This window comes from Serratia sp. Sp408 (assembly GCF_057180665.1).
On record NZ_JBXUFT010000001.1, the window covers coordinates 306327 to 328842 of the forward strand.

Annotated in this window: 19 protein-coding genes and 6 tRNA genes; 2 read left to right on the forward strand and 23 right to left on the reverse strand. The window is 57.1% G+C overall.

Annotation, left to right across the window (positions count from 1 at the left end):
- Positions 1-73: 73 nt before the first annotated feature.
- The 4 genes from nadD to leuS are packed head-to-tail and all read right to left on the reverse strand — an operon-like array spanning position 74 to position 4926.
- The gene (gene nadD, locus AC2AXP_RS01505) at positions 74-736 is read right to left on the reverse strand and encodes a nicotinate-nucleotide adenylyltransferase (RefSeq protein ID WP_004965948.1); all 663 of its coding nucleotides are present in this window, start codon (positions 734-736) and stop codon (positions 74-76) included.
- The gene (gene holA / locus AC2AXP_RS01510; protein WP_004965946.1) at positions 726-1760 is read right to left on the reverse strand and encodes a DNA polymerase III subunit delta; all 1035 of its coding nucleotides are present in this window, start codon (positions 1758-1760) and stop codon (positions 726-728) included. Before holA ends, nadD begins: the two co-directional genes overlap by 11 nt.
- Positions 1757-2329 carry an LPS assembly lipoprotein LptE gene (gene lptE / locus AC2AXP_RS01515; protein ID WP_039992374.1) on the reverse strand — a complete coding sequence of 191 codons (573 nt, stop codon included), beginning with the start codon at positions 2327-2329 and terminating at the stop codon, positions 1757-1759. The genes holA and lptE overlap by 4 nt, the downstream gene beginning before the upstream one ends.
- A 14-nt stretch (positions 2330-2343) precedes the next feature.
- Positions 2344-4926, reverse strand: coding sequence for a leucine--tRNA ligase (gene leuS / locus AC2AXP_RS01520; protein WP_371902040.1), 2583 nt, complete (start codon positions 4924-4926; stop codon positions 2344-2346).
- A 264-nt stretch (positions 4927-5190) separates the two neighbouring features.
- On the opposite strand from leuS, the gene AC2AXP_RS01525 reads away from it, so the two are divergent.
- Entirely contained in the window at positions 5191-5673 is a 483-nt protein-coding gene (locus AC2AXP_RS01525; protein WP_004965940.1) for a zinc ribbon-containing protein, read from the forward strand.
- Positions 5674-5759: 86 nt separating this feature from the next.
- Here the strand turns inward: AC2AXP_RS01525 and rihA are convergent, their stop codons facing one another.
- The 11 genes from rihA to miaB form a co-directional block, all read right to left on the reverse strand.
- Complete coding sequence (rihA, locus tag AC2AXP_RS01530) at positions 5760-6692, reverse strand: pyrimidine-specific ribonucleoside hydrolase RihA (RefSeq protein WP_273869048.1); 933 nt, start codon at positions 6690-6692, stop codon at positions 5760-5762.
- A 102-nt stretch (positions 6693-6794) separates the two neighbouring features.
- Positions 6795-7520, reverse strand: a complete 726-nt coding sequence (locus AC2AXP_RS01535) for an amino acid ABC transporter ATP-binding protein (protein ID WP_004965935.1) — start codon at positions 7518-7520, stop codon at positions 6795-6797.
- Positions 7520-8194, reverse strand: a complete 675-nt coding sequence (gene gltK / locus AC2AXP_RS01540; protein ID WP_004965933.1) for a glutamate/aspartate ABC transporter permease GltK — start codon at positions 8192-8194, stop codon at positions 7520-7522. The genes AC2AXP_RS01535 and gltK overlap by 1 nt, the downstream gene beginning before the upstream one ends.
- On the reverse strand, positions 8194-8934 hold the full coding sequence (locus AC2AXP_RS01545) for an amino acid ABC transporter permease (RefSeq protein ID WP_039992372.1): 741 nt from the start codon (positions 8932-8934) through the stop codon (positions 8194-8196). The genes gltK and AC2AXP_RS01545 overlap by 1 nt, the downstream gene beginning before the upstream one ends.
- Positions 8935-9137: 203 nt before the next feature.
- Complete coding sequence (locus AC2AXP_RS01550) at positions 9138-10034, reverse strand: glutamate/aspartate ABC transporter substrate-binding protein (RefSeq protein WP_484381386.1); 897 nt, start codon at positions 10032-10034, stop codon at positions 9138-9140.
- A 370-nt stretch (positions 10035-10404) separates the two neighbouring features.
- Positions 10405-11934 carry an apolipoprotein N-acyltransferase gene (lnt, locus tag AC2AXP_RS01555; RefSeq protein WP_004965924.1) on the reverse strand — a complete coding sequence of 510 codons (1530 nt, stop codon included), beginning with the start codon at positions 11932-11934 and terminating at the stop codon, positions 10405-10407.
- A 7-nt stretch (positions 11935-11941) separates the two neighbouring features.
- A complete protein-coding gene (gene corC, locus AC2AXP_RS01560) occupies positions 11942-12820 on the reverse strand; it encodes a CNNM family magnesium/cobalt transport protein CorC (protein WP_004965923.1) in 879 nt (292 codons plus the stop codon).
- An 85-nt stretch (positions 12821-12905) separates the two neighbouring features.
- On the reverse strand, positions 12906-13379 hold the full coding sequence (ybeY, locus tag AC2AXP_RS01565) for an rRNA maturation RNase YbeY (protein WP_004965920.1): 474 nt from the start codon (positions 13377-13379) through the stop codon (positions 12906-12908).
- On the reverse strand, positions 13376-14431 hold the full coding sequence (locus tag AC2AXP_RS01570; RefSeq protein WP_004965918.1) for a PhoH family protein: 1056 nt from the start codon (positions 14429-14431) through the stop codon (positions 13376-13378). The genes ybeY and AC2AXP_RS01570 overlap by 4 nt, the downstream gene beginning before the upstream one ends.
- A gap of 346 nt (positions 14432-14777) precedes the next feature.
- Positions 14778-15113 carry a zinc ribbon domain-containing protein YjdM gene (locus tag AC2AXP_RS01575; protein ID WP_039992370.1) on the reverse strand — a complete coding sequence of 112 codons (336 nt, stop codon included), beginning with the start codon at positions 15111-15113 and terminating at the stop codon, positions 14778-14780.
- A gap of 117 nt (positions 15114-15230) precedes the next feature.
- Positions 15231-16667: a tRNA (N6-isopentenyl adenosine(37)-C2)-methylthiotransferase MiaB gene (gene miaB, locus AC2AXP_RS01580; protein ID WP_088499619.1), complete on the reverse strand. Its 1437-nt coding sequence runs from the start codon at positions 16665-16667 to the stop codon at positions 15231-15233.
- Between the two features lie 200 nt (positions 16668-16867).
- On the opposite strand from miaB, the gene ubiF reads away from it, so the two are divergent.
- Positions 16868-18049: a 3-demethoxyubiquinol 3-hydroxylase gene (ubiF, locus tag AC2AXP_RS01585; protein WP_004965910.1), complete on the forward strand. Its 1182-nt coding sequence runs from the start codon at positions 16868-16870 to the stop codon at positions 18047-18049.
- 95 nt (positions 18050-18144) lie between these two features.
- Here the strand turns inward: ubiF and AC2AXP_RS01590 are convergent.
- The 8 genes from AC2AXP_RS01590 to AC2AXP_RS01625 all read right to left on the reverse strand — a co-directional run bounded on the left by AC2AXP_RS01590 (position 18145) and on the right by AC2AXP_RS01625 (position 22397).
- Positions 18145-18219 (reverse strand) — tRNA-Gln (locus AC2AXP_RS01590).
- 18 nt (positions 18220-18237) lie between these two features.
- Positions 18238-18314 (reverse strand) — tRNA-Met (locus AC2AXP_RS01595).
- A 39-nt stretch (positions 18315-18353) separates the two neighbouring features.
- Positions 18354-18428, reverse strand: a tRNA-Gln gene (locus AC2AXP_RS01600).
- Between the two features lie 44 nt (positions 18429-18472).
- Positions 18473-18547 (reverse strand) — tRNA-Gln (locus AC2AXP_RS01605).
- A 28-nt stretch (positions 18548-18575) separates the two neighbouring features.
- Positions 18576-18660: transfer RNA gene (locus AC2AXP_RS01610), tRNA-Leu, on the reverse strand.
- 10 nt (positions 18661-18670) lie between these two features.
- Positions 18671-18747: transfer RNA gene (locus tag AC2AXP_RS01615), tRNA-Met, on the reverse strand.
- A 217-nt stretch (positions 18748-18964) separates the two neighbouring features.
- On the reverse strand, positions 18965-20629 hold the full coding sequence (asnB, locus tag AC2AXP_RS01620) for an asparagine synthase B (protein WP_430299486.1): 1665 nt from the start codon (positions 20627-20629) through the stop codon (positions 18965-18967).
- Positions 20630-20933: 304 nt separating this feature from the next.
- A complete protein-coding gene (locus AC2AXP_RS01625; RefSeq protein ID WP_039992369.1) occupies positions 20934-22397 on the reverse strand; it encodes a carbohydrate-binding protein in 1464 nt (487 codons plus the stop codon).
- Positions 22398-22516 lie beyond the last annotated feature (119 nt).

The following is a 22516-nucleotide window of genomic DNA, read 5'->3' on the forward strand; positions in this document are numbered from 1 at the left end:
TGTGTTCTGTTCAATCGGTTTCATGCAGGCGGATACCTGAAAAATAGCGGCGCAGTATATCACGGGGTCTGAGCTAGCGATATAAACCCTGCAACTCGATATAGCGCTGCACCGAACGCGGTAACAGATCGTCGCAACTGATGCCGTGATGGCGGCGTTCGCGGATCTCGGTGGCGGAAATTTCCAGCAGCGGAGTCTGCGCCAAATAGAGATAGCCCTGCGGCTGTTCGCTCAGCGCGGCGGCGTCGCGGACGCGATGTCGCTCCAGCCAGCGTTGCAGTGCCGGCGTCTCCATCTGCTCACCGTAGCCCGGGCGCGCCAGCACCAGCAGGTGGCAATAGCTCAGCAGATCTTGCCAGCGGTGCCATTTGTGCAGACTCAGCAATGAATCCTGGCCAATGATAAATGCCAGTGGCTGCGTACTGCCACGTTCTTTACGCAGCGTTTCCAGCGTCTCAACGGTGTATGACGGCGAGGAGCGCTGCAATTCGCGATCGTCAACGGCAAACAGTGGGTTATCGGCAATGGCCAGCTCGACCATTGTCAGACGTTGCTGGGCGCTCGCTTCCGGCTGTGGACGGTGCGGCGGCACGTGGTTGGGCAGCAGCGTCACCTGGTTGAGGCCGACTTCAGCGGCCAGCGCTTCTACCGGCCGCAGGTGGCCGTAATGGATAGGATCAAAGGTGCCGCCGAACAGGGCGTGCAGCGCCGCGGCGCGCGGTGGGTTAGTGGGCATCGGGGACGCTCGTGGCCAGAGGTTTACCGCACAGCAGCATCGACAGGCTCTCCAGTTGTGGCCATACCGATTGGCCGTAGTCCTGTTTCAGCGTGATTTCAATCTGCGTCAGCAGGTGCACCGCCTGTTGCAACTGGGCGGCGGACAGCCGCTGCAGCGCCTGGGTGATCAGGTTACGGCGATTCTGCCAGACTTTGTGCTGGTCGAAGAGGGTACGCAGCGGTGCGCTGGCCATGCGGCGTTGCAGCGTCAGCAACATCAGCAGCTCGCGCTGCAGCGTGCGCAGCAGGATCACCGGCTCGGCGTCCTCCTGTTGCAGCTGTTGCAGGATATGCCAGGCACGTTTGCTTTTGCCGGCCAGCAGCGCATCCAGCCAGTGATATGGCGAGAAGTGCGCGGCATCGTTTACCGCCTGCTCAACGCGCGGCAGCGTCAGTTTGCCGTCCGGATACAACAGTGACAGCCGTTCCAGCGCCTGTGCCAACGCTAGCAGATTGCCTTCGTAGCAGTAACACAACAGTTGGTTGGCGGCGTCATCCACTTCCAGCTTCATCGTTTTGGCGCGCGTGGCCACCCAGCGCGGCAGTTGCGCCTGTTCCGGCGTCTGGCAGGTGACGTAAACGCCGTTCGGGCTCAGTGCCTTGAACCAGGCGCTGTTTTCCTGCGCCTTGGTGAGACGCGGGCCGCGCAGCATCAGCAGAATATCGTCGTGCAGCAGGCTGGACAGTTTCACCAGTTGTTCGCCAATCGGCGCCGTCGGGCCATTTTCCGGCAATATCAGCAGTAGCGTTTGCCGGCTGGCGAACAGGCTCATCGCCTGGCAGATGCTGAAGATGGCATCCCAGTCGGTGTGGGCATCGAGGGAAATGCTGTAGTGTTCGCTGAACTGCTGCTGTTGCGCGGCCTGCCGAATCAGATCCTGGCTTTCCTGCAATAACAGCGGTTCATTGCCGCTCAGTAAATAACAAGCGCGCAGCCCCTCTCGGAGCTGCGCGGCAAGTTGTTCAGGGTAAAGGCGGATCATTGCGCTGGGCGACTGACCGGTTGCTCAGCGACGGCCGCCGCAGCGGCTGCGGCTTTTTGCTGGGCTTCTTCTTCTGCCGCATGCACGCTCAGCAGTTTACGTACCAGCTGCTGTGCTGCCTGCTGACGCATTTCCTGCAGGATGATTTCCTGTTCGGAGTCTTTTGCCAACGCGGTAAGCGGGTTGTCGAAGAACGAGCGGAAGACCTTCGCATCCAGCGGATAAATGTCATGGCCCGGGATCAGTACCTGCGCCTGGACGGTCATCACCATCTGGTATTCCGCAGTTTTGCCGTCCTGGAAGATTGACACCGTGTCCTGACTCTGGTTGGTGCCGACGATACGCAGGGAAGGGATGTCCTGACGCTTGGCATCCTTGACGATAGTCACGCCGTTCAGGCGCAACTGTTCACGCACCGCGCGGGTCAGCGGACCGTAAGGGTCATAGCTGTCCAGCATCAGCGTTTTCATTTCCGAGGGAACCTGCGTGGTGCCACGCAGGTGAAAACCGCAGCCGGCGGTGACCAGCACCGCCAACCCCAGCAACAACGTCATAATACGAAGTCGCACAACGCCTCCTTGTGTTAACCCACAACCAGGTTAAGCAATTTGCCAGGAACATAGATCACTTTACGTACCGTGACCCCGTCCAGATATTTAGCCACCAGATGCTCCTCAGCGGCACGTTCACGCACCTGTTCTTCGGTTGCATCGGCTGGCACGGTAATTTTAGCGCGAACCTTGCCATTGACCTGTACCACCACCAGCTTGGAGTCTTCGACCATGGCGGCGTCATCGGCCTGCGGCCATGGCGCGGTGTCGATATCGCCAGCGCCGCCCAGCGACTGCCACAGGTCAAAGCACACGTGCGGTGTGAACGGATACAGCATACGTACCACGGCCAGCAGCGCTTCCTGCAGCAGCGCGCGATCCTGTTCGCTGTCCTGCGGTGCGCGGCCCAGTTTGTTCATCAGCTCCATCACTGCGGCGATGGCGGTGTTGAAGGTCTGGCGGCGGCCAATGTCATCGGTCACCTTGGCAATGGTTTTGTGCACATCGCGGCGCAGCGCCTTTTGATCTTCGTTCAGTGACGCAACGTCCAGCGGTTGTACGGCGCCTTTTTCGAGGTGATCGAAAGCCAGTTTCCAGACGCGTTTCAGGAAGCGGTTGGCCCCTTCAACGCCGGACTCCTGCCATTCCAGCGTCATTTCTGCCGGTGAGGCGAACATCATGAACAGACGCACGGTGTCGGCACCGTATTTCTCTACCATCTCCTGCGGATCGATGCCGTTGTTCTTCGACTTCGACATTTTGCTCATGCCAGCATAGACCAGTTCGCGGCCTTGTGGATCGGTTGCTTTGACAATGCGGCCTTTTTCGTCACGTTCAACGGTGGCGTCAACCGGGGAAACCCACACGCGCTCACCGCTGTTGCCGGTGTAGTAGAAGGCGTCAGCCAACACCATCCCCTGGCACAGCAGACGTTTGGCCGGCTCATCGGAATCCACCAGGCCGGCGTCGCGCATCAGCTTATGGAAGAAACGGAAATACATCAGGTGCATGATGGCGTGTTCAATGCCGCCGATATACTGATCGACCGGCAGCCAGTAGTTGGCAGCCGCCGGATCCAGCATCCCGTCGTCATACTGTGGACAGGTGTAGCGCGCGTAATACCAGGAAGACTCCATAAAGGTGTCGAAGGTGTCGGTTTCACGCAGTGCCGGCTGACCGTTGACGGTGGTCTTCGCCCACTCGGGATCGGCCTTGATCGGGCTGGTGATGCCATCCATCACCACGTCTTCCGGCAGGATCACCGGCAGTTGATCTTCCGGCGTCGGCATCACGGTGCCGTCTTCCAGCGTTACCATGGGAATTGGCGCGCCCCAGTAGCGTTGGCGGGAAACCCCCCAGTCGCGCAGACGGTAGTTGACCTTGCGCTGGCCTACGCCCTTGGCGACCAGTTTGTCGGCAATGGCATTGAAGCCGGCTTCGTGGTCCAGACCGTCGAACTCGCCGGAGTTGAACAGCGCGCCTTTGTCGGTCATGGCTTCGCTGCTCACGTCAGGCTGGCTGCCGTCAAGGTTGAGGATCACCGGCGCGATGCGCAAATCGTATTTGGTGGCGAATTCCCAGTCGCGCTGATCGTGGGCGGGAACGGCCATGACCGCACCGGTGCCGTATTCCATCAACACGAAGTTGGCGACCCACACCGGCAGCTTTTCACCGCTCAACGGATGAATGGCGAACAGGCCGGTGGCCATGCCTTTCTTCTCCATGGTGGCCATTTCGGCTTCGGCAACCTTGGTGTTGCGGCATTCTTCGATAAACTCGGCCAATGTCGGGTTGTTGATGGCGCCTTGTTGCGCCAGCGGGTGGCCCGCGGCGACTGCGACGTAGGTCGCGCCCATAAAGGTATCTGGACGGGTGGTGTACACCGTGACCTTCTCGTCGCTATCGGCGACGTCGAAGGTGATTTCCACGCCTTCAGAACGGCCAATCCAGTTGCGCTGCATGGTTTTTACCTGCTCTGGCCAGCTTTCAAGCGTGTCCAGATCGTTCAGCAACTGATCGGCGTAAGCGGTGATCTTGATGAACCACTGCGGGATTTCCTTGCGCTCGACTTTGGTATCGCAGCGCCAGCAGCAGCCGTCGATAACCTGTTCGTTGGCCAATACCGTCAGATCGTGCGGGCACCAGTTGACCGCAGAGGTTTTCTTGTAGACCAGGCCTTTCTCGTACAGCTTGGTGAAGAACCACTGCTCCCAACGGTAGTAGTCGGGCTTGCAGGTCGCGATTTCACGATCCCAGTCATAACCGAATCCCAGCAGTTTCAGCTGGTTCTTCATGTATTCGATATTGTCGTAAGTCCACGGTGCTGGCGCGGTGTTGTTTTTAACCGCGGCGCCTTCCGCCGGCAGGCCGAAGGCATCCCAGCCGATTGGCTGCAGTACGTTTTTGCCCAGCATGCGCTGGTAACGGGAAATTACGTCGCCAATGGTGTAGTTGCGCACATGGCCCATGTGTAGACGCCCGGAAGGGTACGGCAGCATCGAGAGGCAATAGTACTTCTCTTTGCTGGCGTCTTCGGTCACCTTGAATGTCTGTTTTTCTTGCCAGTGACGCTGTACGTTGGTTTCGATATCTTCGGGGCGATATTGCTCTTGCATGGCGGCTGGTGGTCCTGTAGGTGTCAAACAGCTACATCCGTAGCATTTTGTTTAGTATTTAGATCCGCATAGCATAGCTGATAAGGCCTGCCGGCAACAACTCCAAGCGCCCCTGTGCCGGCGTATTTAAATTTATGCCCACCATGATGCGCTTCACAACCTGGCAATCCCATCGCTTGCCACATGACATCAGTAATTTACGGCTAAAATGAGAACAGGTAGTTTAAAACGGCTTCTGTCGCAGACGTTCATCGAGGAGAGAATATGAACAAGGTTGCTCAGTACTATCACGAATTGCTGACATCACTGACCGAGCGTTTAAAGAACGGTGAGCGTGACATTGACCAGCTGGTCGCCAGCGCCGAACGACGGCTCAATGCGGTTGGCGAGCTAAGCCGTAGCGAGGTGGAGCAGGCAAAACAGGCGGTTCGACGCGATCTGGAAGAGTTTGCCCGCAGCTATGAAGAGAATCGCGACGATTTTACCGACAGCGTCTTCATGCGGGTGATTAAAGAAAGTCTGTGGCAGGAGCTGGCGGATATCACCGACAAAACTCAACTGGAATGGCGTGAAGTGTTTAAAGACGTTAGCCACCATGGGGTGTACCACAGCGGAGAAGTGGTGGGGCTGGGGAATCTGGTGTGTGAAAAGTGCCATCATCATCAGGCATTTTACACACCGGAAGTGCTGCCAAAATGCCCGAAGTGCGGGCACGATCAATTTCAGCGTCGGCCGTTTGAGCCGTAATCCGCGCAACGGCCTGCACGCCGCCTGCGCCGGGATGACGCCGGCGGTTAACCTCGCACTGCCCGCCATCGGCGCCGCTCGGTAACTTAATAGCGGCGCAGGCAGCTTAGCAGCAGTTCGACGAAACCCTGGCGATCAATGCCGGTCAACAGCTGTACGTTGGCCGCGTTGCCGCTTTGCTGGAACTCATCCACCACGGTTTGACCAAGGGTATATGTACCTTGGGTTTCCACCCCCACCCAGCATTCGCGACTGTCGAACAGCTGCGGCGCCAGCAGCCAGGCAATGGCGCAGGGGTCATGCATCGCCGCACCCGGCAGCCCGCGCGCATGGCGCAGATAGACGGGCAGATAAAAATCGAGCATTTCACCCACCGCCTTGGCCACCGGATTGTCGATCGCTTTAACGCGTTCGACGTCTTGCGGCAGCATCAGCGCCTGATGAGTCACGTTCAAACCGGCCATGGTCAGCGGTACGCCGGATTGCAGCACCATCTCCGCCGCTTCGGGATCGACATAAATATTGAACTCGGCCACCGGCGTGGCGTTGCCGCCGTGCAGCGCGCCGCCCATAAACACGATGCGTTCGATGTTGGCCTTCAGTTGCGGATACTGAGCCAAAAGCAGCGCGATATTGGTCATCGGCCCGGTGACTACCAGCGTGATGGGCCGTGGGCTGGCGCGCAGCAGATCGGCGATCAGCGTCACGGCACTGGCCGCCGCTGGCTGGATGCGCGGCGTTGGCAGGCGGGTGTTGCCCATACCGGTTTTACCGTGTACCTGTTCGGCAATCACCAGCGGGCGCAACAGCGGCTTGGCGGCGCCGCCGGCGACCGGGATATCCTCGCGTTGCATCAGCGTCAGCAGGGCGAGGGCGTTATGCAGGGTCTTGTCCGGCGTCTGGTTGCCGGCTGAGGTGGTGATGGCTTTTACGTCCAGGTCGGGCGCTCGCAGCGCCATTGCCAGGGCTATGGCGTCGTCGAGGCCGGGATCGCAATCAATAATTATTGGGCGTGGCATGGCGTTATGTCCTCTGCGCGTCGGTTTTACCCTGAGCATCGGATCAAACTTGCCGATAAACAAGCGTTTTTAATGCGCCCACCGCGGGCGCATTGGCAGGGATCAATGCAGGATTTTCGCCAGGAAGTCTTTGGCGCGTTCGGATTGCGGGTTATTGAAGAAATCGTCTTTATTACGATCTTCAACGATTTTCCCCTCGTCCATAAAGATCACCCGGTGTGCCACCTTGCGCGCGAAGCCCATTTCGTGCGTGACCACCATCATGGTCATGCCTTCGTGAGCCAGTTCGACCATCACGTCCAGCACTTCATTGATCATTTCCGGGTCGAGCGCCGAAGTCGGTTCGTCGAACAGCATGGCGATGGGATCCATACACAGCGCACGGGCAATGGCCACACGCTGTTGCTGGCCGCCGGAAAGCTGCGCCGGGTATTTGTCAGCGTGGGCGGTCAATCCGACGCGCTTGAGCAGTTTCAGGCCTTTTTCGCGCGCCGCGGCCTTATCACGCTTGAGCACTTTGACCTGGGCGAGGATCAGGTTTTCAATGATCGACAAATGCGGGAACAGTTCGAAATGCTGGAACACCATGCCGACTTTGGAACGCAGCTGCGCCAGGTTGGTTTTCTTGTCGTTGACCGGGGTATCGTTGACCAGGATCTGGCCTTGCTGGATCGGCTCCAGGCCATTGACGGTCTTGATCAAGGTCGATTTGCCCGAGCCTGAAGGACCACAGACCACGACTACCTCACCTTTTTTTACCTCTGTGGAGCAGTCGGTCAGCACCTGAAAGTGACCGTACCACTTCGAAACATTTTTCAGGGAAATCATCAAACAGTCCTTTTCTTCAAATAGCTGACCAGCGCCGAGGCGGCGATGCTGATCACAAAGTAGACAAAGCCGGCGAACAGGATCATTTCGACCTGCGTACCGTCACGCTCGCCGATGCTGGAGGCCGTACGGAAGAAATCAGCCAGGCTCAGCACGTAAACCAGCGACGTATCCTGGAACAGCACGATGCCCTGCGTCAGCAGCAGCGGCACCATGGCGCGGAACGCCTGCGGCAGAATCACCAGCTTCATTGATTGCCAGTGGGTCATGCCCAGCGCCAGCGCCGCGGAGGATTGGCCGCGCGACACGCTTTGAATGCCGGCGCGGATGATTTCCGAGTAGTAGGCGGCTTCAAACAGCGAAAAGGCTACCATAGCCGAGATCAGGCGAATATCGGTTTTCGGCGAGATGCCTAGAACCTGTTGTAATAAGCTTGGCACCACCAGATAGAACCACAACAGCACCATCACCAGCGGTACCGAGCGGAACAGGTTGACGTACAGCGTGGCGAACCAGCTGATCGGCTTGAGCGGCGACAGGCGCATCACTGCCAGAATGGTGCCCCAAACGATGCCGAAGACCACTGCGGTGACGGTGATCTTGAGCGTAACTATCATGCCCTGCATCAGATATGGGAGGCTTGGGACTATCGATCCCCAGTCAAACTCGTACATTATTTACTCCCCATATTGCCAGGCAACTGCACTTTTCGTTCAACGACACGCATCACCAGCATAATCACGGCGTTGATGCCGATATAGGCCAGGGTAATGGCAGTGAAGGACTCATAGGCATGCGCGGAGTAATCCAGCAGTTTGCCGGCCTGAGCGGCCATGTCCACCAGCCCGATGGTCGAGGCGATGGCGGAGTTTTTCACCAGGTTGAGCATTTCCGAGGTCATCGGCGGTACAATCACCCGGTAGGCGTTCGGCAACAGCACATAGCGGTAGGTTTGCGGCAGCGTCAGGCCCATCGCCAGGCCAGCGGCCTGTTGGCCACGCGGCAGCGACTGAATGGCGGCACGTACCTGCTCGCACACTCGGGCGGCGGTAAACAGGCCAAGACAGATGGTGGACGACACGAAGAACTGCACGTTGGGATCGAGCTCGGCCTTGAACCACATGCCGATGTCTGGCGGCAGCAGTTCGGGGATCACCAGATACCAGGTAAAGAACTGCACGATCAGCGGCACGTTACGGAACAGTTCGACGTAGGCGGTGCCGATGGCAGCCAGAAAACGGTTCGGTACGGTACGTAAAATCCCGAACAGCGAGCCGACAAAGAAAGCGATAATCCATGCACAGACGGAGAGGGCAATCGTCACCTGAAAGCCGGACCAGATCCAGCCAAGATAGGTGGTGTTGCCAAACGGGGCCTGCTGCAAGAAGATACCCCAGTTCCAATCTATTGACATAACAAACTCCGATAAACACGCGTCGGGCGCGCTAAATATTGATGGTTGCATGACGCAAAACGCCGCAGCGCCAGTCGGGCTGGCTTGGATGTGCGGTGACTGCGTTGGGAAATGCGGCAGGGGAACGGCCTGCCGCATCGGTTACCTGTCTGTCGCGACCATCAAAGGGCGGGGCGGCGTTCAGCGCACCCGCTCTATTGTTATTAGTTCAGTGCCTTGTCGTTTGGTTCTTTGAACAGTTGCTTCATGTCATCAGACAGATCGAAGTTCATGTTCAGGTTTTTTGGTGGGATAGGCTGTTTGAACCACTTGTCAAACCATTTGGCGGCCTCGCCAGAGGTTTGCGCTTGTGCGATGGTGTCATCAACCAGTTTCTTGAATTGCGGATCGTCTTTGCGCAGCATACAGCCATAGGCTTCCTTGGACTGTGCAGTACCGATGATTTGCCATTGATCCGGTTTTTTGGCCTTGGCGCGTTCACCGGCCAACAGCGCGTCATCCATCATGAACGCCACCGCACGGCCGCTTTCCAACGTGCGGAACGAGTCGCCGTGGTCTTTGGCGCTGATGATGCGCATGTTCATTTTGTCTTTGTCGTTCAGCTTGTTGAGCAGCACCTCAGAGGTGGTGCCCGAGGTGACGACCACCGCTTTACCGGCCAGATCCTTGAAGTCCTTGACCTCAGACCCCTTTTTCACCAGCAAACGGGTACCCACCACGAAGATGGTGTCAGAGAAGGCGGCCTGTTTCTGACGCTCGATGTTGTTGGTAGTGGAACCGCATTCGAAGTCAAAGGTACCGTTTTGCAGCAAAGGGATACGGTTTTGCGAAGTGATCGGCATCATTTTGACCTGCAGATCGGGCGCATTGAGCTGCTTTTTGATCGCTTCAACGATCTGGTTTGAATAATCCTGGGAATACCCCACCACTTTCCGCTGGTTGTCGTAGTAGGAGAACGGCACGGAGGATTCGCGGTGGCCGACAACGATCACGCCGTTGTCTTTGATTTTCTTCAGCGTACCGGTCAACTCTTCCGCATAGGCTACGCTACTTGCCATTCCGATCAGCAGTAACGATAACGCCAGTTTACGCATTTGCATGGTCCAACTCCTTGCTGTTGTGGTGGCTCTGACTAAAGAGCGTCAGGGTAAAAATGGCTATCTGTTGCTCACATTATAAAGATAGTCTTGGTACAGATTACCGTTAGAAAATAGCCGATTGTGAACAGGTTGAAACTAAAATGTTTCATAATTTGAGACATCACGCGCACCAAATGAATGCAATAAAACGCCGGTGCACCATTAGGGTGCTGCTGATGCACGCAGGTTGTGCGCAGGTGCGAGCAAAGGTCTCTAAAAGTAAATCAGCGATTGATTACAGGGGGATTAAAGCAAGGAGTGTGCCAAAAACGTTGATTTGCCGGCGCTTGAGCAACCGGAAGCGGGGCGCAGCGGGCTGCGCCCCGGTGGGTTATTTGCGACGCAGACTGCACACCAGTGCCAGACCACCGAACAGCGCGGTGATGATCCACCACGGCAGCGAACCGAAGCGGGCATACGGCGTGACCCCGGTGGTCGGCGTCACTTTCACTTCCAGCACCTGACGGGTGAACTGCGGGATCTCGGCAATCACCTCGCCGGTCGGGCCGACCGCGGCGGTAACGCCGTTATTGGTACTGCGCAGCAACGGGCGTCCCAGTTCCAACGCCCGCATACGCGCCATTTGGAAATGCTGCCACGGGCCGATGGAATGGCCGAACCAGGCGTCATTGGAAATGGTCAGCAGGAAGTTGGTGTCCGGGCGGAAATTGTCGCGCACCTGCTGGCCGAGCACGATTTCATAGCAGATCGCCGCCGTCAGGTTGAAACCGTGCACCTTCAGCTGTGGCTGCACATAGTCGCCGCGACTGAATGACGACATTGGCAGATCAAAGAACGGCGCCAGCGGTCGCAGCAGGGTTTCCAATGGCACGAATTCGCCGAACGGCACCAGGTGATGCTTGTTGTAGCGATCGGCAGCCGGATAACGGTAAGGCTGTTGCTCGCCCAGCACGATCACGCTGTTATAGAACTCGGTGCCCCGTCCGGTGGCGCGTGCGTCAACGATACCGGTAATCAGGCTACTGTTCTTGGCGCGCATCAGCTCGTCCATCATGGTCAGGAATCCGTTCTGGTTGCTTTCCACGTCGGGAATGGCGGACTCGGGCCAGATAATGATTGGTGCTTTGCCGACGTAAGGGCGGCTGGCGTCCAGATAGGTTTGCAGCGTACCGATCAGCGCTTGTGGATCCCACTTCATCGACTGCGCGATATTGCCTTGCACCATGGCGACGTTGACCGCGCGTGCTGGCTGTGGGGTAAACCAGTGCAGCTGGCGCAGTGGCCACGGCAACAACAGCATCGCTATCGCGATCGCCGCCGGCACGATACGCCGCTGATTGAGGGCGTAAACCAGCAGGCCACTCAGCGACATTAGAATAAAGGTAATGGCGTCAACGCCGAACAGGGGCGCGAGGCCTTTCAATGGGCCGTCGATCTGGCTGTAGCCGAATTGTAGCCATGGGAAGCCGGTCAGCACCCAACCGCGCAGAAACTCGGTGACCTGCCACAGCGCCGGCGCGGCAATGGCCAGCCGCAGCCAGCCGGTTTTCGGCCACAGTCGCGTCAGCACGCCGGCAAACAGACCGGTGTAGAGCGACAGATAGGCGGCCAGCAGGATCACCAAAAAGATGTTGACCGCGAACGGCATGCCACCGAAATCAGCGATGCTGACATACACCCAGTTGACGCCGCTGCCAAACAGACCCATCCCCCAGGCAAAGCCGAGCAGGGCGGACTGTCTGACGCTGCGATTCAAGGTGACGGCCAGCAGGCCGAACAGGGAAACAATGGCCGCAGGCCAGAGATCGTAAGGGGAAAAGGCCAGCGTTCCGCTGGCACCGAACAACAGCGCCAGCAGGGTTCGGACCCACTGGCGTTCAAGTAAAGAGGCTTTGACCATGTGAAGTTTAGTCTTCCAGTTTCGGTTGCGGAGCGTCGTCCGGAATTTTTACATGAACCTGGATGATACGTCGACTGTCGGCCATGGCAACTTTAAACAGGTAACCTTCGATTTCAATGGTTTCCCCGCGTGCCGGCAGATGGCCGAAGGCTTGCATGATCAGGCCGCCAATGGTGTCGACCTCGTCATCGCTGAAGTGGGTATCGAAGGCATCGTTGAAGTCTTCGATCGGCGTCAGGGCGCGCACGGTGTACATGTGGCGGCTGAGCTGGCGGATATCACGATCTTCCTCATCGTCATATTCGTCTTCGATTTCACCGACAATCAGTTCCAGAATGTCTTCGATGGTAACCAGGCCCGACACGCCGCCGAACTCGTCAATGACGATAGCCATATGATAACGCTGGGAGCGGAACTCCTTCAGCATGCGGTCAACCCGTTTGCTCTCCGGGACCACCACCGCGGTACGCAGCACCTTGTCGATGCTGAACGGCTCGGACTCGGTGCGCATAAACGGCAGCAGGTCCTTGGCCATCAAAATGCCTTCGATATGATCTTTATCTTCGCTGATCACCGGGAAACGTGAGTGGGCGGATTCGATGATCACGTCCAGGCACTCTTCCAGCGTCTGGTTACGCTTAAGCGTCACCATCTGCGAACGCGGGATCATGATATCGCGCACGCGCTGCTCGGCGATATCCATCACGCCTTCCAGCATGTCTCGGGTATCGGGATCGATCAGATCGTTTTGCTCGGAATCACGGATCAGCTCTACCAGATCGCCACGGTTTTTGGGTTCGCCGTGGAACAGCTGGTTAAGGATAAGAGTAAAGAACCCCTTTTTGGGACTGGGGCTGTCATTGCTTGATGAATGGTCGTCGCTCATGGCGTTTTAGTTAATATCACTCATGTCAGAGTAAAGAAGTTAGCGACAGCCCGTTGCCGGGCTGCGGGGGACTCAGCTAACGCGTTTAGGCGGGGTCTTTTTCCGCAAGGTACGGGTCCTGGTAGCCAAGGCCCTGCATAATTTCGGTTTCCAAAGACTCCATTTCTTCGGCTTCATCGTCTTCGATGTGGTCATACCCTAGCAGATGTAAGCTGCCGTGAACAACCATATGCGCCCAGTGGGCTTCCAGCGCCTTGCCTTGCTCAACCGCTTCCTGTTCAACCACCTGTCGACAAATGATCAAATCGCCCAACAACGGCAGTTCGATGCCCGGCGGGGCTTCGAACGGGAACGACAGCACGTTGGTCGGTTTGTCCTTGCCGCGATAGGTCAGGTTCAGCTGATGGCTTTCCGCTTCGTCCACCAGGCGAATCGTGACTTCGGCCTCGGCCTGAAACTGTGGCAGCACACCCTCCAGCCAACGCTGGAAGGCGGCTTCGTCAGGCAGGCCGTTGGCGTGTTCACAGGCAATTTGCAAATCCAGAATCACCTGGCTCATGGTGTCTCCTGCTCAGAGGCGATCTGCGCCTCGCGTTTGCGCTGTTCGGCGACGGCATCCTTGCGTTTTTGTTCAGCCGCTTCCCAGGCTTCATAGGCAATAACCACGCGTGCGACCACCGGGTGGCGCACCACGTCTTCGCTATGGAAGAAGTTGAAACTGATTTCTTCCACTTCCGACAGCACTTCTACCGCATGACGCAGGCCGGACTTCTGGTTGCGCGGCAGGTCAATCTGCGTCACGTCGCCGGTGATCACCGCCTTGGAGTTAAAACCGATGCGCGTCAGGAACATCTTCATCTGTTCGATGGTGGTGTTCTGGCTTTCATCAAGAATGATAAAGGCGTCGTTCAGCGTGCGGCCGCGCATATAGGCCAGCGGTGCGACTTCGATCACGTTGCGTTCGATCAGCTTTTCTACCCGTTCAAAACCGAGCATTTCAAACAGTGCGTCGTACAGCGGACGCAGATATGGGTCGACCTTCTGGCTGAGATCGCCCGGTAGAAAGCCCAGTTTTTCGCCGGCTTCCACCGCAGGGCGGGTCAGCAGGATACGGCGGATTTCCTGGCGCTCCAGCGCGTCGACCGCGGCGGCAACCGCCAGATAGGTCTTGCCGGTACCGGCCGGGCCGATGCCAAAGGTAATGTCGTGATCGAGAATATTGGCGATATATTGCGCCTGATTAGGCGTGCGCGGTTTCACCATGCCACGCTTGGTCTTGATGTTTACCGCTTTACCGTAATCCGGCACGCTGTCGGCCACCTGCTCCAGCACCCGGCTCTCTTTGATCGCCAGATGAATCTGTTCCGGATCGATATCCGGGACTATGCCGCGGATTGGCGCGGTATCGACATACAGATGGCGCAGGATATCGGCGGCAGCCACCACGCAGGGGTTCTTGCCGACCAGCTTGAAACGGTTGTCACGGCGGTTGATTTCGATGCCCAACCGGCGCTCCAGCTGTTTGATGTTGTCATCAAACGGGCCGCACAGGCTCAGCAAGCGCTTGTTGTCTGCGGGCTCTAACAGAATTTCTTGTGTTGCGACGTTCAAACGATTCCTCAAGGCTCGCACAGGGCCTGGTTGATGGTTCACGGTATAGGTCACCGACGGGCGCTTGCGGGGCAATCCCGCGCGCCAATACAACGCAGCAGGTTTGCGTTGCAGCGCGGTGACCGGCGCTGCGCCCCGACAGCCTGGACCATCGGGCTGGGGGAGCGTGAGCGGCTAACGCACCAGCGACTCGCCGCATGACGGCTATAAAGTGAATTATTCATGGTGCGCGGCCGACGCGCAAGTTTACCCCTGATCTATCTGTGCGCCAGCGGTGGAATTCAAGGCCTGATGGCTAAAAAATGCACGTTGGGCCCATCTGACTATCGGCCCAACCGCCAGCGGCTCAGTTTTTCTTCACAAATTCCGATTTCAGCTTCATCGGGCCGAAACCGTCGATTTTGCAGTCGATATTGTGGTCGCCTTCCACCAGACGAATGTTCTTCACCTTGGTGCCGATCTTCAGCATCGATGAGCTGCCCTTGACCTTGAGATCCTTGACCACGGTGACCGAGTCGCCGTCTGCCAGCAGGTTGCCGTTGGCGTCTTTTACCGTCAGTGTTTCATCGTCCTGCGCGGCGCTGCTGTCGTTCCATTCGTTGGCGCACTCCGGGCAAACGTACATGTCGCCGTCCTGGTAGGTGTATTCGGAGTTGCACTTCGGGCAGTGTGGGAGTTGCATGATGCTGTAGCCTCTTGATAAAAAATAAAAAACATCGCCGGACGCGGACGCCCGGCGGCGAAATAAAGGGGAGTAATCCCCGAAGGGCGCCAGAATGCCTGGCGTTACCTCGGGGGTTCAGCGATGGAGGGAAGGCTGGTAGCTGCCGACACCCAGGGCATCTTCCTTGCGGGTACGGGCAATCACCGACTGTGGGGATTCATGTACGCGCAGATCCATCTGCTGTTCGGTACGTATCACCAGGCCACGCAGCGAATTGGTCAGCACCTCGGTAATTTCCACATCGACAAACTGGCCGATCATGTCCGGCGTGCCTTCGAAGTTTACCATCCGGTTGCACTCGGTGCGTCCGGCCAGTTCCATCACGCTTTTGCGCGAGGTGCCTTCGACCAGAATGCGTTGCACCGTGCCGAGCATCTGGCGGCTGAAGCGCATTGCCTGCTGCAGGATGCGCTCCTGCAAAATGTACAGCCGCTGCTTTTTCTCGTCTTCGCTGACGTCATCGACCATGTCTGCCGCCGGCGTGCCGGGGCGTGAAGAGTAGATGAAGCTGAAGCTGGTATCGAAATTGACCTCGGCAATCAGATTCATGGTCTGCTCGAAGTCAGCCTGGGACTCTCCCGGGAAACCAATGATAAAATCGGAGCTTATCTGGATATTCGGCCGTGCCTTGCGCAGTTTGCGAATGATGGCCTTGTATTCCAGCGCGGTGTGGGCGCGTTTCATCATGGTCAGAATGCGGTCGGAACCGCTCTGAACCGGCAAATGCAGGAAACTGACCAGCTCCGGCGTATCTTCATACACGGCGATGATGTCATCGGTGAATTCAATCGGGTGGCTGGTGGTGAAGCGAATACGGTCGATACCGTCAATCGCCGCCACCAGGCGCAGCAGTTCGGCAAACGAACAGACGCCGCCATCGTAGGTGGCGCCGCGATAGGCATTGACGTTCTGGCCGAGCAGGTTGACTTCACGCACGCCCTGTGCGGCCAACTGGGCTATTTCGAACAGCACGTCGTCGCTCGGCCGACTGACTTCTTCGCCACGGGTGTACGGCACTACGCAGAAGGTACAATATTTGTTGCAGCCTTCCATGATCGACACATAGGCGGTCGGCCCTTCGGCGCGAGGTTCCGGCAGACGATCGAATTTTTCGATTTCCGGGAAGCTGATGTCGACGATCGGGCTGTGAGTGCCCTGCACGTGGTTGATCATTTCCGGCAGACGGTGCAGGGTTTGCGGCCCGAAAATAACGTCGACGCACGGTGCGCGCTGGCGAATGTGCTCACCTTCCTGCGAGGCGACGCAGCCGCCGACGCCGATAATCAGGTTCGGGTTTTTTTCCTTCAGCAGCTTCCAGCGGCCCAACATAGCGAAAACTTTTTCCTGCGCTTTTTCACGGATCGAGCAGGTATTCAGCAGCAACACATCCGCCTCTTCGGCGTTGTCGGTCCATTGGTAACCGTGCGTGCTTCCCAGTAAGTCGGCCATTTTCGATGAATCGTATTCGTTCATCTGGCAACCCCAGGTTTTGATATGTAGTTTCTTGGTCATTGAATAGCCATTAATCAGTGCGGAGCGAAAAAAGGTGCATTAGCGCCATTGCAGGGCGCTTATTGTAAACACTTGATGCGGTTGTGACCAGCATCAGGAAAACGCCCTGTGACCTGAAGCCGGAGAAAAAATCCGGTACACTGACACAAAACGCCGTTAGCGGTTGAACGGCGGCAATCAACCAACAAGCATAGTCAAACATGAAGACATCTCAAACACGGGTTGACGTCGTTGTCGTGGGCGGCGGAATGGTCGGCGCAGCAGCGGCGTTGGGACTGGCACAGGCGGGTTTTGACGTGGCGTTGCTGGAGCACCAGCCGCCGCAGGCGTTCGAGCCGCACAGCCCGCCGGATTTGCGTATTTCCGCGATCGGTTGCACCTCGGTCGGCTTATTGAAACAGCTTGGCGCCTGGCCGGCGGTTGAGCAGATGCGCTCGGCGCCGTATCGCCGGTTGGAAACCTGGGAGTGGCAGTCTGCGCGGGTGGCGTTTGACGCTGCGGCGCTTGGCCTGCCTGAGCTGGGTTTTATGGTGGAAAACCGTATTCTGCAGCTGGCGCTATGGCAACAGCTGTCGCACTGTAACAACCTGACGCTGCATTGTCCGGCCAGACTGCAGCATCTGCAACGCGACGCCGAAGGCTGGCTGGTGACGCTGGACAGCGGCGAAGTGCTGGCGACGCGGCTGGTGATCGGTGCCGACGGTGCACATTCGCAGGTGCGCCAACGGGCGGCGATCGGCACCAGTGGTTGGCAATATCGCCAGTCCTGTATGCTGATTACCATACAGACCGGTGCCGCTCAGCAGGACGTTACCTGGCAGCAGTTCTTCCCGTCCGGACCGCGGGCCTTTTTACCGTTGTATGAGGACTGGGCTTCGTTGGTGTGGTACGACAGCCCACAGCGGATCCGCCAGTTACAGGCGATGCCGATGGCTCAGTTGCAGCGTGAGATTGTCGATGCCTTCCCGGCGCGACTTGGCGCGGTCAGCGCGCATGCTGCCGGCGCCTTTCCGCTGGTGCGTCGACATGCGCAGCGTTATGTGCTGCCGGGACTGGCGCTGATCGGTGATGCGGCGCATACCATCAACCCGCTGGCGGGGCAGGGCGTCAACCTCGGCTACCGTGACGTGGATGCGTTGCTGGCGGTGTTGAGCGCGGCGCGTGAACAGGGTGACGACTGGGCCAGCGAGGCTGTACTGTTACGCTATCAGCGCCAGCGGCGTACCGATAACCTGCTGATGCAAAGCGGCATGGATCTGTTCTATACCGCGTTCAGCAATAATCTGGCTCCGCTCAGCGTGGCGCGCAATCTGGCGCTGATGGCGGCCGAACGCGCCGGCGTATTGAAACAGAAGGCGTTGAAATACGCTCTGGGACTGTAGCGCAGACGTGCAGATACGGGTCGGTTACAAACCGGCCCGTTATTTTTGCAGGCGCAGAAAAGCGAAAAGCCCACCGAAGTGGGCTGTTCTGAAGATGGCTGGGGTGCCAGGATTCGAACCTGGGTATGCTGGTATCAGAAACCAGAGCCTTACCGCTTGGCGACACCCCAATAGTATGTCAGTAAAAATGGTGGCTACGACGGGATTTGAACCTGTGACCCCATCATTATGAGTGATGTGCTCTAACCAGCTGAGCTACGTAGCCATGCTAATTTTTACTGCGTTGATTTGCAAGTTGTTTGTATGGCTGGGGTACCTGGATTCGAACCAGGGAATGCCGGTATCAAAAACCGGTGCCTTACCGCTTGGCGATACCCCAACAACTTAACAAATCTTCTGCCTTGACCCCTTCCCGAAGGAAAATGGCTGGGGTACCTGGATTCGAACCAGGGAATGCCGGTATCAAAAACCGGTGCCTTACCGCTTGGCGATACCCCATCAGCAGAGTTAACTCAGATGAAGAGAGTGGTGCGGGAGGCGAGACTTGAACTCGCACACCTTGCGGCGCCAGAACCTAAATCTGGTGCGTCTACCAATTTCGCCACTCCCGCAAAAAAAAGATGGTGGCTACGACGGGATTCGAACCTGTGACCCCATCATTATGAGTGATGTGCTCTAACCAACTGAGCTACGTAGCCATCTTTTTGCGCGCTGCCTTCATCTGCGTTGCGGGGCGCATTATGCGTATATGGCCGTTTTGCGTCAACAAGTTTTTTGCCGAAAAACCCCAGCGATGTGCCGTTTGTCTGGGTTGTGAACAGGTTGGCGATAAAATCGACAATTCATGCAATTAATGGTTGAAAACATCAACAAAAAGGCGAGCCCGGAGGCTCGCCAATCAGCAAAAAGCGGCGCTTATTGATATGCGGATTGATGCACGCCGACGGCACGGCCGGAGGGATCGTCCATTTTCTTGAATGACTCGTCCCATTCGACGGCCTTGGCTGACGAGCAGGCGACGGAAGGGCCGCCCGGTACGCATTCGGCCGCGCTTGGCAGCGGGAACAGCTGTTCGAAGATTTCGCGGTACAGGTAGCCTTCTTTTGACGTTGGCGTATTGTACGGGAAGCGGAAACGGGCGGTTTCGAGCTGTTGATCGCTAACCTGCTGCGCAGCGACTTCTTTCAAGGTATCGATCCAGCTATAACCCACGCCGTCGGAGAACTGCTCTTTCTGGCGCCAGGCCACGCTGGCCGGCAGATAGGATTCGAAACATTCACGAATGATATGTTTCTCCATTTTGCCATTGCCGCACATTTTGTCTTGCGGGTTGATGCGCATTGCGACGTCGAGGAAGTTTTTATCCAGGAACGGTACGCGGGCTTCAACGCCCCAGGCCGACATCGCCTTGTTGGCGCGAGCGCAGTCGTACATATGCAGTGCCAGCAGTTTGCGCACGGTTTCTTCGTGGAACTCTTTGGCGTTTGGCGCTTTGTGGAAGTACAGATAGCCGCCGAACACTTCATCGGCACCTTCACCAGACAGCACCATCTTGATGCCCATCGCCTTGATTTTTCGTGACATCAGATACATCGGCGTTGAGGCGCGAATGGTGGTGACGTCATAGGTTTCGATGTGGTAAATCACATCGCGAATGGCGTCCAGCCCTTCCTGTACGGTGAAATGAATCTCATGGTGCACGGTGCCCAGATGGTTGGCCACTTCCTGCGCGGCGCGCAGATCCGGCGAACCTTGCAGACCGACGGCGAAGGAGTGCAGCTGCGGCCACCAGGCTTCGCTGCGCTCGTCGTCTTCAACGCGGCGTGCGGCGTATTTCTTGGTAATGGCGGAGATCACCGAGGAGTCCAGCCCGCCAGACAGCAGTACCCCATAAGGCACGTCGGACATCAGATGGCTTTTTACCGCCTCTTCCAGCGCGTTGCGCAGGGCGTTGGCGTCGGTAACGTTATCCTGCACGTTGGTGTAATCGAACCAGTCGCGTTGATAATAGCTGCGGATCTCGCCGTCCTGGCTAGACAGATAGCTGCCGGCCGGGAATTCTTTAATGGTACGGCACACCGGCACCAGCGCTTTCATTTCCGAGGCGACGAACAGGTTGCCATGCTCGTCGTGGCCCATATACAGCGGGATAATGCCCAAATGGTCGCGGCCAATCAGGTAGGCGTCCTTTTCTGCGTCATACAGCGCAAAGGCGAACATGCCTTGCAGATCGTCGAGGAAGTCTGCGCCTTTCTCCTGATACAGCGCCAGGATCACTTCACAGTCGGAACCGGTCTGGAATTGGTAGCGGTCGCTCAGTTTCTGACGCAGCGCCTGGTGGTTGTAAATCTCACCGTTGACCGCCAGAACGTGGGTGTGCGCAGCGTTGTACAGCGGTTGAGCGCCATTGTTGACGTCGACGATCGACAAACGCTCATGGGCCAGAATGGCTTTATCGCTGGCATAAACGCCAGACCAGTCCGGCCCGCGATGGCGCATCAGGCGCGACATCTCCAGCGCTTTCTTGCGCAGCTCTGTCGGATCGGACTTCAGGTCGAGCACACCAAAAATAGAACACATACAAACTCTCCTAAACGACTTTTATTAGACTGTGATGTTGTCTTGCTGTTATGGGCAGCGTGGCCGGCGGGGCAATGCCGACGCGGCTTTGCTGCGCTGTTGATTATGAAAATGCGTCAAAAGCGCAGGCAGATGCAAGCGTTTTAACGCCAGGCTGAAAAATAGTTGTTTGTCGAGGTTGGAAACTTAACGGATGTTCAGTTTTAGCATCATAAAATTATGGAATATTCAAAAAACGGGCCTTGCCGTCTGTTTTATAAACGACAAAGCCCGTCTGCATTACATTTATCGATACTGGTGCCAATTACGACATTGGCAGCCATAAGGCGAGGGTGGTATCCGGCGTCCAGCCGATGTTGGAAGTGTGCGTCTGGCGGCAGGTGTATAGCTTGCCTTGGTAGCTCACCCGCTCGCCTTCCTGATAGGCATGGTTGACCTCCCATTCACCCACTACCGGATCCGGCGGCGTGGTGCCATCTGCGGCGGTGGTGATCGCTAACGCCACGCTTGGCGCAGAGGCGTTGTTTTTGCTGTCGATGGCGATAACGGTGTAGCTGTAACGACTGTCTGGCGTCAGGCCACTGTCATGCAACAACGGCGCATCAGGTTGAGCAATGACGCTGCCATTGCGCAATACGCGGTAGCTGACGATCGGGTTGGGGCCGGTGGCTGGTGCCCAGCCGAGCGTCAACGAGGTGGCGGTGAGTTCGCTAACGTTCAACGCCTTGGGGGGCTGTGGATTTTCTACCGGTGGCGTAACCTCGCCCTCGATCAGCGCGGCATAACGTGTGCTGAACTCCCCGTTGTACGGCACGCCGTTTTTGTTGTTGCCGTTATCCCAGTTCACCGACCAGGTCATCAGGCCCTTGATCGACAATCCCTTGGCATCCAGGCGTTTGAACGCGTTGTACACCGCCTGTGGATCGACGACATAACCGGTGGCCGCCGCATCGACGTTGCTCGGCAGGCCAATGGCGAATTTTGCGGCAGGAATGCGAGCGTAGTCGCGGGTGCCGCTGACCAGGCTTTCGGTCAGGTAGTACAGGAAATCCTCTTTCATGGCGTCGTTGTTTTGCGAGATCCACGCACCGGCACCGCCGTTGGCCTCATCCACCCAAATGCCGTCGCCACCCTGGTTATAATATTGCGGCGCAATAAAATCGTAATAACCTTCGAGAGCGGAAATATATTCCAGGTAGCTGCCTGAAGTGCGCAAATAAGGGAACTCCGGCGCCATACTGATAATAAAGTTTTTACCCTGCTCGGCATAATGCTGTTTTACGCTCTTCAGCGCGGCGGGCAATACCGTTTTATTATTGGCGGCGTCAATAGCGGTCTGTTCCAGATCGATATCCAAACCGTCAAAGCCGTAGGTTTCCACCAGACGGATAATTTCGTCTTTCAGTCTTCCTTCGTCGCCGGTTGTTAGTTCGATATGGGCATCGGCGCCACCGAGCGAGATCAGCACCGCGCGCCCCTGGGCGTTCAGCACGCCGACCTGACGGCGGAACTCGGTGTCGCTCAGGTTGTAGGGCTTGAAGGTCGGAATGCCGGCGCCTTTCATAAAGGCCACCGCCACCACGTTGTAGGCCGGCGGGATATCCGTCAGGTTCATATTGGCGAACTGGCCATGCTGGTAACCGTCGCTGGTGCCGGCCTGCCAGTTGTGCCAAAAGCCCATCATGATTTTTTTGCCGGACATATCCGGCATTGCCGATGCGTCATCATTGGCGGCGGTGGTAACTGTGTTTGAATTTAATGAATTCATTATGGCCTCGTCATCGCGTAATAGAAATAGAGTGTTGCTTACCGGCAATATTTGTTGCCGGTGAGAATCATTCTGCGCGAATTAATGCCGGGTATAATGAAAGTTTAGCCGGGCATAAA

Bases quoted from the DNA above. Each gene is read 5' to 3' on its own strand.
- nadD (WP_004965948.1), bottom strand. From the start codon at position 736: ATGCCCACTAACCCACCGCGCGCCGCGGCGCTGCACGCCCTGTTCGGC.
- holA (WP_004965946.1), bottom strand. From the start codon at position 1,760: ATGATCCGCCTTTACCCTGAACAACTTGCCGCGCAGCTCCGAGAGGGG.
- leuS (WP_371902040.1), bottom strand. From the start codon at position 4,926: ATGCAAGAGCAATATCGCCCCGAAGATATCGAAACCAACGTACAGCGT.
- AC2AXP_RS01525 (WP_004965940.1), top strand. From the start codon at position 5,191: ATGAACAAGGTTGCTCAGTACTATCACGAATTGCTGACATCACTGACC.
- rihA (WP_273869048.1), bottom strand. From the start codon at position 6,692: ATGCCACGCCCAATAATTATTGATTGCGATCCCGGCCTCGACGACGCC.
- AC2AXP_RS01535 (WP_004965935.1), bottom strand. From the start codon at position 7,520: ATGATTTCCCTGAAAAATGTTTCGAAGTGGTACGGTCACTTTCAGGTG.
- gltK (WP_004965933.1), bottom strand. From the start codon at position 8,194: ATGTACGAGTTTGACTGGGGATCGATAGTCCCAAGCCTCCCATATCTG.
- AC2AXP_RS01545 (WP_039992372.1), bottom strand. From the start codon at position 8,934: ATGTCAATAGATTGGAACTGGGGTATCTTCTTGCAGCAGGCCCCGTTT.
- AC2AXP_RS01550 (WP_484381386.1), bottom strand. From the start codon at position 10,034: ATGCAAATGCGTAAACTGGCGTTATCGTTACTGCTGATCGGAATGGCA.
- lnt (WP_004965924.1), bottom strand. From the start codon at position 11,934: ATGGTCAAAGCCTCTTTACTTGAACGCCAGTGGGTCCGAACCCTGCTG.
- corC (WP_004965923.1), bottom strand. From the start codon at position 12,820: ATGAGCGACGACCATTCATCAAGCAATGACAGCCCCAGTCCCAAAAAG.
- ybeY (WP_004965920.1), bottom strand. From the start codon at position 13,379: ATGAGCCAGGTGATTCTGGATTTGCAAATTGCCTGTGAACACGCCAAC.
- AC2AXP_RS01575 (WP_039992370.1), bottom strand. From the start codon at position 15,113: ATGCAACTCCCACACTGCCCGAAGTGCAACTCCGAATACACCTACCAG.
- miaB (WP_088499619.1), bottom strand. From the start codon at position 16,667: ATGACCAAGAAACTACATATCAAAACCTGGGGTTGCCAGATGAACGAA.
- ubiF (WP_004965910.1), top strand. From the start codon at position 16,868: ATGAAGACATCTCAAACACGGGTTGACGTCGTTGTCGTGGGCGGCGGA.
- asnB (WP_430299486.1), bottom strand. From the start codon at position 20,629: ATGTGTTCTATTTTTGGTGTGCTCGACCTGAAGTCCGATCCGACAGAG.
- AC2AXP_RS01625 (WP_039992369.1), bottom strand. From the start codon at position 22,397: ATGAATTCATTAAATTCAAACACAGTTACCACCGCCGCCAATGATGAC.